Here is a 9,779-nt window from a genome sequence, read left to right as displayed (position 1 = left end):
GTTTTTGCCAATGGGAAAAACGACTCAAGGCGTTATTCTCTTCGAGAATCAAGTAATAGGCGATCGACAGAATTTGCTTATAATGCTCCGGGAAGATGGCCTTAAGGTCCGCGTATACGCCTGTCTGCTTGCCAATTTGATCGAGCAGATAACCTGCCCCATAGAAGATTCTTCGGACTTGTGTCATTGGAATCGGCCCTGGCTTAACTTCCGATGAAGTCGGGGCCGGTTTCTTTTTGTACGAACGTGTTGGGATGATTTCACCTGTAACCGGATCGACTTTTCCAATCAGTGTCCTCTTAGCGCGTGATTGTTGCTTTTCCTTATCCCAGTAGGGTTCATTCGTAAGCGCCAAATAATCAGGTAGATTTTCGTGAGGCGTTTTTCCATTTATACTTCAGTTATCATATATAACGGAGGTACCTAAATGGAAAAACAGCCGGACATTGTTCCTATTCAGTTAGATAATCAAAATGATTTTGATCCAATGACACACGAGCGACAACTTGCTTTTGAAATAAAGGATACAAATCGAAACCGAACGGTTTCAGTATATCAAGGTATTGAAAAATACATCCTATACGCTTTGTTGAAGGAGCTGTGATGGATGATTGTTGATTATACCAAGGTTAAACACATTTACCTTGTTTGCGGAAAAACCGATATGCGTAAGTCAATTGATGGCCTGGCTGCTCTTGTTCAGGATCAATTTGATATGGATGTATTTGATGACTGCCTCTTCCTGTTTTGTGGAGGCGGCAGGAATAAATACAAAGCACTCCATTGGGATGGAGATGGATTTATATTGCTGTATAAACGTTTAGAAAATGGCGTGATTCAATGGCCGCGATCGAGTTCGGAAGTGAGAAATATTTCTCAGCAAGAGTTGCGATGGTTATTAGAGGGATTATCGATTGAACAGCCGAAGGCTATCAAGAAAGTAAGCCCAGGACATTTCCATTAAAAACAGCCACAACTGTTGATTAGACAACATTTGTGGCTGTTTTTGGCTTCATTTCTTGATATAATAAGGAGGCTATGAATCGGAATGGAGATGTGTTGGGAATGACTGAGATGGAAAAAATGTTGCTTGAGCAAAATAAGCAGTTGGTTACGCAAATTGCTCTGCTGACTGAACAAGTCCAAGTGTTAACGCAGAAACTGTATGGTCGTTCCAGCGAAAAAAGCACGCCTACCGATGAAAATCAAATCGAGCTATTCAAGGATGAAGAGATCAATGTTTTCAACGAAGCTGAAGTTGTAGCCGACAAGTCTGCATTAGAACCACAGGCAGCGGAACAGGTTCAGCGTAAAAGAAGAACTCCCGGACATAAAGCGAATTTGGTCAAGGATCTGCCTGTGATAGAAGTCGACTGTATTCTTCATAAGGATGATTCGAATTGCGAATGGTGCAATACCGAGTTGCGACCAATTGGTCGCGAATACATCCGCGAGGAGGTAGAATTCATCCCGGCACATCTAAAAGTTAGAAAAATCTATCGCCATGCCTACGAATGCCCTTGTTGTAAAAAGGACGGAGCAGACGCCATCGTGAAGGCAGAGTTACCGATACCAGTTATTCCTAAAAGCTTGGCCTCTGCTAGTTCGGTGGCTTGGCTATTACATCAAAAGTATGAAATGTCCTTGCCGTTCCATCGTCAAGAAAAAGAATGGCAAAATTACGGTATTGCCTTGAGCCGAACTACAATGGCCAATTGGGTAATCAAAGCTGCCGAACTTTGGCTGAAGCCACTTTATAACCTGCTTCACCAGAAATTATTGACCGCCAACTGCCTATTTGTTGACGAAACAACCACGCAAGTTTTGAACGAACCCAATAGGAAAGCCACTTCAAATTCGTATATGTGGCTCTATCGGAATAGCACAGATGCCGATCAACAAATTGTTCTTTACCAGTACTCGCCTACGCGTGCAGGGGAAAATGCGGAGAAGTTTTTATCGGGGTATACGGGTTATATCCATTGCGATGGCTATGAGGGGTATAACAAGGTAAAGAATGTGACGCGTGTAGGTTGCCTTGCGCATATTCGGCGAAAATTCCACGAAGGAGTTCCTAAAGCCAGTACCGGCAAAAAGTCACAATGTGAAATTGGACTGGATTATTGCAACACACTTTTTAGTATTGAAAAAGAAATTGCACATCTGCCGCCTGAGGAACGCTTGAAGAAAAGGAAAAAGAAGGCGATTCCGGTACTTAAGGCATTCTGGGGATGGGTTGAAACGACCAATGCGCTGCCGAATTCCGTTCTTGGAAAAGCACTTAGCTATGCCAAGAAACAGAAACCGTACCTGATGAATTACCTTTTGGACGGTGAATGCCAAATTTCAAACAATTTGGCGGAACGAAGCATAAGACCATTCGTGGTCGGCCGTAAAGCATGGAACTTTTATGCCAGCCCTAAGGGCGCTGAATCAAGCAGCATTGCCTACAGCATCATTGAGACTGCCAAAGCAAATAATCTGAATGTATTCAAATACCTGACTTATTTGTTCAAGGAACTTCCGAACACGCCATTCAAAGAGGAGCCCGAACTTCTTGAGGATTATTTGCCATGGAATCCAGAGATCCAAGCAAACTGCAAATAACCCTACTACGATATGATATCCATATTGTAGCAGGGTTATTCGTGTTGTAGTATATACCTGATTATTTGGCGCTTACGTTCATTCTGATAGGCATAAGTAATGCCCGTTTTCTTGTTTGTCTGAAAAATAACTGCCATATCAACACTCCTCGTTATACATTATATTATATAACGAGTTATAAGTCTACAAAAAAACCGCTATATATCAATCGTTACAGCGGTTTTTCGAGTGATTATCGTTACACAATTCGGGAATGCAGGCTGTCTAGCATTAATATTCTTACTATTTTAGAATTACTATTTGCCGTCAGACAACAACGTGCAGAAGCGGAAATTTAGCAAAAAACAATAATTTAACGAATTGAAATTGGTTTATATATTTTTATAATTTCATAAAATCGAAACTTGCTCTGTATATGTTACTTGATATTGATTTTTTTTAAATCAAATAGTAAACTATAAGATAAATACAAGAGGAAGGGCGGTTTCTATTATGTATCTAGCAGATAACCACATACTGAAATTAATAGAAGATTCAAAAGTTATTGAACCGTTCGATAAAAAGAAACTTGGGGCATCTGGTTATGATTTAACTATTGAATCCATTATTTTGCCAGACAAAAAAGAAGAAGTAGATAAATATGATTTGAATGCTGGGCAGATTGTCTTTGTTTCAAGTGAAGAAATTTTGACAATGCCTAATGATCATGTTGGTCTAATTGTTCAGAGAAACAGTTCTATTAGATTGGGTTTGGCAGTAGCTGGTCCTGTTTATCAACCTGGACATAGAACTAAGGTTTTTCTAAGAGTAACGAATCTATCTTCTAACACCATTACTCTATCAAAGGGAGAATCAGTTGCTTCGATCATGTTTGAAAAATTATCTTGTGAACCGAGCAAGCCGTATGATGGAACTTTTTCCGATGAATTTAGTTATTCCGGAATTGGAGATTATCACGATATTAAGTTACCATCATTATCAACATTAGAAAAAAAGTAACTGAGCTAGAAAATATAGAAAAAAACATCTTTAATAGTGTCATTGTCATCATGACAATATTCATTGGTATTTTTAGTATCATAGATATCAATAGCGAAGCAAGCTCATCTACGGATAATATCTATATTATTTTAGCTAAAAATTTCGGAGCCATCGGTGGCATAAGTAGTTTAGTTTTTCTAGAATCATTGGTTATGCCCTTCATGGATAAAAAGCTCTGTGGAAAAATAACATTGGGTGCAGTATCGGTTGTACTACTCCTAGTAAGTGTATTAATTGCTGTTTATGGTGCCCGTTTAGAACATTTTCTAGTTACACGATAAAAATTAAAAATAAACTGTTAAAAAAATCAAACTTAGGAATGTACACTCTACATTTCCTGAGTTTGATTTTTTTCTTCACTACAGATAAAAATATAACGACTGCAACAGATACCCCGCTTCGTATTTTTCCGCCAGCCTGAACAGCTGGCGTTTCAGTATCGCTAGCGTGCCGGTTCCGTTCCGATAGCTTGCGAGGTTCTTTTCGTACTGTCTGCGCTCGGCATCGGTCACGTGTTTCTTGAAATAGCCCCAGACATGAGCTGCGGCGTTTTCGGCATAGCCGGGGCGGATTTCTTCGGCGAAGGCGGTGTCGATAAGGTAATAGAATTCTCGGATCGGGTAGGCTTCTTTGTCTTTCAGCAGTGTGCGGATAGATTGGTAGATCGCGGGAGATTTTTCAAGGATGGCGTACTTGTAACGGCCCCACTCTTTTTCCAGAAGTAGCAATTTTGGCGCGGCTGTGGTCGCGTTTTGGCATTTAATGGCGGAGAGGTTTTTGTCCTTCACTTCCAACATGATGTCAATGGTCGGATCAGTCAGTTGATCGTAGAACTTCAGGAACGTCTCCAACTGGATAGTATCCGTATGCGCACCGGGGCGTTTGCCAGCTGCCTGCTGGGAGTAATGGATCTTTTGATTGCCATCCACCTCTTTCCAAGTCTTTTTGGCCTCGGCGATCCAGTATGGGTCACTGCCTCCTGAAGGCGGCGGATTGATGGCGTGGTGCAGGTTATCGTAGACGGCAGGGATGTGGAGTCGGTCCGCTAAGCCGAGGACGTCCTCGATGTTGTAGAGCCTGTCGTCATTTTCGATGATGAGACGGTTTTGGACAGCTTCCGGAAGGCTCTGGAAGTTCTCGGCGAAGCGATTCAATGCCGCTTCTTTGTCGCCGTAGATGCCGCCGACATGCAGGACGATTTTGTTGGTTGTGTCGGAGCCGAGCACGGCCAGAATTTTGTCGTGATAGACAAGGTTTATGATGGCACGCTCCACAACGTCTTCGGTCGGCGAGTTCAGGACAGTGTATTGGCCCGGGTGAAGGGAAACGCGCATGCCACTGTTGCGGATTTTGGCGCCGATGCGTTCGAAATCCTCCTTGTGGATTTCCGGCCAATCGAGTGTATTGACCGGACTCGAACCGAACGGGATCAGATCCGAACTGATGCGGTAGAGACTGATATCATTAGCGATGTTGTAGTCGACCATCTTCTCCAACGCCTCCAGATTGTGCGCGGTCACCTCCGTCAGTTTTTCCGGGGTCGCGTTCCGTTGCATGACGCTGCGGATATTCGTGTTTGGTGTACCGATGTTGAGACAGGCATAGCCGATGCTCATAGCGGACCTCCTTTAGGTTTTCTGTTTAATTATTTTTCGTTGCTTGGGATCAGTTCTCGTATCCTTTGCGGTAATCCTTCAACAACTCGTCGAACATCCGGATGCCATTGGCTGCGCTGGCAGCATCAGCGGGGCTTTTCGCTTGGCCGTTCAGTTCGTCGACGACGGTTTGGATGAACGGCATGGCGACATGCTCCGGTGTTTCGAAAGTGTAGTTCGTTGTTTTTCCGTCCTTGATCAGTCGGATCCATTCGAAACTCGTGCCTGCGAAGACCAAGGTCCCTTCCGAACCGATGATCGTCACTTCATCCAAGTCGAAGTCCGCGACATAGCACCAGGCGGCCGAACCGACGACGCCGTTCGCGAAACGGAAGGATGCCGACACGGTGTCCTCGACTTCATAGAGTCCAGCCCGGTTCTCGATGATGCCAGTCATCGCGGTGATGTCGCCGAAGTAATAAGCCAAGTAATCAATCACATGCACTTGGATATCCAAGTCCTTCCCGCCTCCAGCAGCTGGTTGAAGGCGCCATGGCAGGTTGTCATTGTCCAAATCCTCCGGAGCCGGCTGTTGGTATTGGCGGATTTCCACAAATTGCGGTTGGCCGATGGCTCCCTCATCCAACAGTTCCTTTATTTTTTTGAATTTCTCGAGCGATCTTCGATAGAAGCTGACGAATACCGGTAAGTCTTTCTCCTCGGCCGCATCCAGTATCGCTTGGCATTCCGCGAACGTGCGCGCCATCGGTTTCTCGATCAACGGCACCTTGTTCGCCGCAATCACCTTCATGGCATAATCGAAATGAGTTGCCGGCGGTGTGGCGATGTAGACAGCCGTGATTTCTTCGTCTGCCAGCAGTTCCTCGACCGTTGCATACACCCGGCCGTGTCCATGGCGTTTCACCCAATCCTGCGCCTTGGCCTCAGTGCGGTTGTATACCCCTTTCAATCGGGACCCGTTAGATTTATATAGTCCTGGACCGCTTTTCTTCTCGGTTACGTCGCCGCAGCCGATCATTCCCCATACTGTCTCTTTCATATTCATCCCCTTTTCCAAGTTCGCTTGTTATTGTATACAGCCTATTATACGCGACCGTAGGTTGGTTTACCTGCAGAAATGCTTCAAGCAGAACAAGCCCCCGATGCGATTGCGTACGTCGCTTCGGGGGCTTGATGCTGCTTTGGATTGTTTGGTGCTGTTTAAGCCAACAGGCTACAGATGTGATACCGTCCTGGGCATTCGCCCGATAGAAGAGCCTTGTCGGGTGTTTTGCGGTTTCCGGTATCCGTTCAGTCGACAGATCGGCATTCTATCGGGTGCTTCGGATACCGTCCTAGGCGTTCGCCCGACAGATAGGCATTTTGTCTGGTATCTGACATTCTTCGCCTATCGTTCAGTCGACAAATCGACATTCTTTCGGGTATTTCGGATACTGTCCTGGGCATTCGCCCGACAAAAGAAGCCAAACAATCAAAGAAAAAGCTCCTGTTGCGGCCTTCTTGGCCGCAACAGGAGCTTTTTAGTATTACATTAGATAAACAAATTCAAGTTGGCATCCATCGTGTCGCCGATGTAAGCTGCTACACCGCCGAAGTCCACGCCATCGATGATTTCCTCTTCTTTGATGCCCATGATATCCATGGACATTGTGCAGGCGACCATCTTAACGCCCATTTTTTGCGCTTGGGCGATCATGACCGGCAACGGGTCAACGTTCTTCTGTTTCATAACGGCTTGGATCATTTTCGATCCCATACCGCCCATGTTCATTTTCGAGATCGGCAGTTTACCTGCGTGGTTCGGCAACATGATGTCGAACATTTTTTCCATGCCGCGTTTCGCTACGCTGACTTTCTCCGGACGCTTGATGACGTTCAAGCCCCAGAAGGTAAAGAACATCGTCACTGGCTTGCCGTAAGCCGCCGCTCCGTTGGCGATGATGAAGGAAGCCAACGCTTTGTCCAAGTCCCCACTGAAGACAACCATCGTTGCGCCGTCTTTCGTTTCCTGTAGGACAGGTGCTTGTGCCGCTTGGGCTGCCAAGGCTGCTTGGTTGAAGCCGGTTGGTGCTGCTGGAGTTGCTGCGCCACCTTTGCCTTTGGAGATGTGGGCACGGACGATTTTGCCGTCGATTTCTTTCGAGAGCAGCGTGTTGCCGGTGTTCTTCGTCCAGGCAGCGATGTCCGCCAGGAAGCCGAAGTCGGATGCTTCGATGATCAGTTCCTGACCGTCGACCATCTTGTCCATGTTCTCCTTCACTTTCAGGATCGGACCCGGGCACTGCAGTCCGCAGGCATCTACTTGGATCGTGTTGCCAACTGGTTGGGCTGGCTTCGCGTGTGTCGGTTCCACATGCACCGCTTCTTCCGGCGCTTCTTCTTTATAATTTAAAACAGTGTTCGCTTGTTTGTAAGTTTTGTAGCCGCCGTCCAGGTTCTTGACGGTGAAGCCGTTCTGCATCAGGATGCGGGCTGCGTTGTAGCCGCGGTGGCCGACTTGGCAGAAGACATAGATCGTCTTGTCTTTCGGCAATTCGCTCATGCGCGCACGGATGTCGCCCAACGGAATCGTGTAGGCATCGCCCAATACGCCGGTCGCCAATTCAAAGTCTTCACGGACGTCCAGGAAGAACGCGCCGCTTGCGATCAGGCCATCGACTTCATGCCACTGGAACGAATCGACTTTGCCTTCCAAAATGTTGGAAGCCACATAGCCGGCGATGTTGGCTGGATCTTTTGCGGATGAATACGGTGGTGCGTATGCCAATTCCAAATCCGGCAAGTTGTAGACGGTCGCGCCCAATTTCATGGCTGTCGCGATGACGTCGACGCGTTTTTCGACGCCTTCCATACCGACTGCCTGCACACCCAATATTTTGCCGTCCAAGCCGAACAACAATTTGATGTCCAACGGCGAAGCCCCTGGGTAATAACCAGCATGGGAGTTCGGATGAATGTGGACAACTTTATAGTCGGTGCCAAGACGTTCCAAGGTTTTCTCGTTGTTTCCGGCTGCCGCAACAGTCAATTCGAACACTTTCGCAACGGATGTTCCCATCGTGCCTTTGTAGCGCACATCCATGCCGTTCAGGTGGTCAGCCACCAAGCGGCCTTGACGGTTCGCTGGCCAAGCCAAAGGAACAACTGTCGGGCTGCCGTTGACGAAGTCGGTAACTTCGATGACGTCGCCTACCGCGAAGATATCCGGATCGGATGTCTGCAGTTGGTCGTTCACGACGATTGCGCCCCGGAAGCCTGTCTTGAGATCAGACTCGACTGCCAATTCGTTTTCTGGCGTCACGCCGATGGAAAGGATCGTCATATCGGTGTCGAGGACTTTGCCGCTGTTCAAGCGGACTTTCATGCCGTTTTCTTCGAAAGCTTTGACGCCGTCGCTCAAGATCAATTGCACGTTATGCATGTCAATGTGCGCATGCACGGATTGCGCCATTTCGAAGTCGATTGGTGCCATGACCTGGTCGCTCATTTCCACCAAGGATACGTGGATGCCCAGTTCCCATAGGTTTTCCATCATTTCCAAGCCGATGAAGCCGCCGCCGATGACAGTCGCGCGTTTCACTTGGTGCTCAGTGATGTAAGCTTTAATTTTGTCCATATCCGGGATGTTGCGCAATGTGAAGACATTCTGCGCGTCCTCGATGCCCGTAATGGCCGGTTTGATCGGTTTTGCGCCTGTAGAGATGATCAGCTTGTCATAGCTTTCTTCAGTCATAGCGCCTGTTATTACGTGTTTCACTGTGATGGTCTTTTTGCCGCGGTTGATTTTCACGACTTCGCTGAAGTTCTTGATGCCGATGTTGAATTTCTTCGCCATGCCACCGACTGTCTCCAACAACAAGTTATCGCGCTCTTGGATTACGCCGCCGATGTGGTATGGCAAACCGCAGTTGGCGAAAGAGATGTATTCACCCTTTTCGAAGATGACGATTTCGTCCTCTTCGTTCAATCTTCTCAAGCGTGCCGCTGCAGTCGCTCCGCCGGCTACGCCGCCGATGATCACAATTTTACGTTTCATTATATAAAATCCTCATTTCACAAAGTTTTTAAGTTTCGGTTGTATGCAGATAATAATACCCCGGTAGGTATAATTTGTAAAGGGAAATGTGACAGAGATGTTAAAAAAAAATTTGCACAAGCCCGTCGGGTGCCGCCCACCTCCGACTAAAAGCGCTCTCGTCGGAGGTGAGGTGTCGGTGATTTATTTTCCTCCGGTTACCGGTCTCTGGCCGGAGCTGAACGCGGATTCGCACCCTGTCCTCCGACGAACAAGGGCTCACCGGAGGTACGAATTTCCCGCTCGCCCCTGCTCCGGCGAAGACAACCCTTATCGGAGCTGGTGCCTTCCTCCGGTGAGCGCCCTTCTCAACGGAGTTGGGCTCTTCGGTATCCGTCTTCCTCCTGTTACCAAGGCCTGGCCGGAGCTGGCCACGCAGGCACAGTCTGTCCTCCCGCGAACGAAGGCTCGTCGAAGGTACGGATTTCGCGCTCTCGCCA

The 9,779-nt window shown here is 47.2% G+C and carries 8 protein-coding genes and 1 pseudogene; 5 read left to right on the top strand and 4 right to left on the bottom strand.

Annotated elements, in window-relative coordinates:
• Positions 1-394, bottom strand: a pseudogene (locus tag BM184_RS13445) (hypothetical protein); the annotation flags it as partial.
• 33 nt (positions 395-427) lie between these two features.
• Here BM184_RS13445 and BM184_RS15335 point away from each other — a divergent pair.
• The 5 genes from BM184_RS15335 to BM184_RS15205 all read left to right on the top strand — a co-directional run bounded on the left by BM184_RS15335 (position 428) and on the right by BM184_RS15205 (position 3,929).
• The gene (locus tag BM184_RS15335) at positions 428-604 is read left to right on the top strand and encodes a hypothetical protein (RefSeq protein WP_177208676.1); all 177 of its coding nucleotides are present in this window, start codon (positions 428-430) and stop codon (positions 602-604) included.
• Between the two features lie 3 nt (positions 605-607).
• Positions 608-964: an IS66 family insertion sequence element accessory protein TnpB gene (gene tnpB / locus BM184_RS13440; RefSeq protein ID WP_086943929.1), complete on the top strand. Its 357-nt coding sequence runs from the start codon at positions 608-610 to the stop codon at positions 962-964.
• A 101-nt stretch (positions 965-1,065) separates the two neighbouring features.
• Positions 1,066-2,607, top strand: coding sequence for an IS66 family transposase (gene tnpC, locus BM184_RS13435; RefSeq protein ID WP_093365119.1), 1,542 nt, complete (start codon positions 1,066-1,068; stop codon positions 2,605-2,607).
• Positions 2,608-3,099: 492 nt separating this feature from the next.
• Complete coding sequence (locus tag BM184_RS13430; protein WP_086943927.1) at positions 3,100-3,606, top strand: dCTP deaminase; 507 nt, start codon at positions 3,100-3,102, stop codon at positions 3,604-3,606.
• A gap of 50 nt (positions 3,607-3,656) precedes the next feature.
• Complete coding sequence (locus tag BM184_RS15205; protein WP_143091145.1) at positions 3,657-3,929, top strand: hypothetical protein; 273 nt, start codon at positions 3,657-3,659, stop codon at positions 3,927-3,929.
• 78 nt (positions 3,930-4,007) lie between these two features.
• Here the strand turns inward: BM184_RS15205 and uvsE are convergent, their stop codons facing one another.
• From uvsE to BM184_RS13415, 3 genes are all read right to left on the bottom strand, one after another.
• Positions 4,008-5,264 (bottom strand): UV DNA damage repair endonuclease UvsE, encoded by a 1,257-nt coding sequence (gene uvsE, locus BM184_RS13425; RefSeq protein WP_086943926.1) that lies wholly within the window; start codon positions 5,262-5,264, stop codon positions 4,008-4,010.
• Between the two features lie 49 nt (positions 5,265-5,313).
• Positions 5,314-6,303, bottom strand: a complete 990-nt coding sequence (locus tag BM184_RS13420; RefSeq protein WP_086943925.1) for a Gfo/Idh/MocA family protein — start codon at positions 6,301-6,303, stop codon at positions 5,314-5,316.
• Between the two features lie 492 nt (positions 6,304-6,795).
• Positions 6,796-9,300 carry a CoA-disulfide reductase gene (locus tag BM184_RS13415; RefSeq protein ID WP_086943924.1) on the bottom strand — a complete coding sequence of 835 codons (2,505 nt, stop codon included), beginning with the start codon at positions 9,298-9,300 and terminating at the stop codon, positions 6,796-6,798.
• Positions 9,301-9,779: the final 479 nt, after the last annotated feature.

The organism is Trichococcus pasteurii (assembly GCF_900112935.1).
In the GTDB taxonomy this organism is placed as follows: Bacteria; Bacillota; Bacilli; order Lactobacillales; family Aerococcaceae; genus Trichococcus; species Trichococcus pasteurii.
The sequence above is the reverse complement of the archived record's forward strand: the minus strand, read 5'-3'. Positions and strand labels throughout refer to the sequence as shown.

Excerpts from the sequence above, each read along its gene's own strand:
- BM184_RS15205 (WP_143091145.1), top strand. The coding sequence starts at position 3,657 with ATGACAATATTCATTGGTATTTTTAGTATCATAGATATCAATAGCGAA.
- BM184_RS13420 (WP_086943925.1), bottom strand. The coding sequence starts at position 6,303 with ATGAAAGAGACAGTATGGGGAATGATCGGCTGCGGCGACGTAACCGAG.
- BM184_RS13415 (WP_086943924.1), bottom strand. The coding sequence starts at position 9,300 with ATGAAACGTAAAATTGTGATCATCGGCGGCGTAGCCGGCGGAGCGACT.
- BM184_RS15335 (WP_177208676.1), top strand. The coding sequence starts at position 428 with ATGGAAAAACAGCCGGACATTGTTCCTATTCAGTTAGATAATCAAAAT.
- tnpB (WP_086943929.1), top strand. The coding sequence starts at position 608 with ATGATTGTTGATTATACCAAGGTTAAACACATTTACCTTGTTTGCGGA.
- BM184_RS13430 (WP_086943927.1), top strand. The coding sequence starts at position 3,100 with ATGTATCTAGCAGATAACCACATACTGAAATTAATAGAAGATTCAAAA.
- uvsE (WP_086943926.1), bottom strand. The coding sequence starts at position 5,264 with ATGAGCATCGGCTATGCCTGTCTCAACATCGGTACACCAAACACGAAT.
- tnpC (WP_093365119.1), top strand. The coding sequence starts at position 1,066 with ATGACTGAGATGGAAAAAATGTTGCTTGAGCAAAATAAGCAGTTGGTT.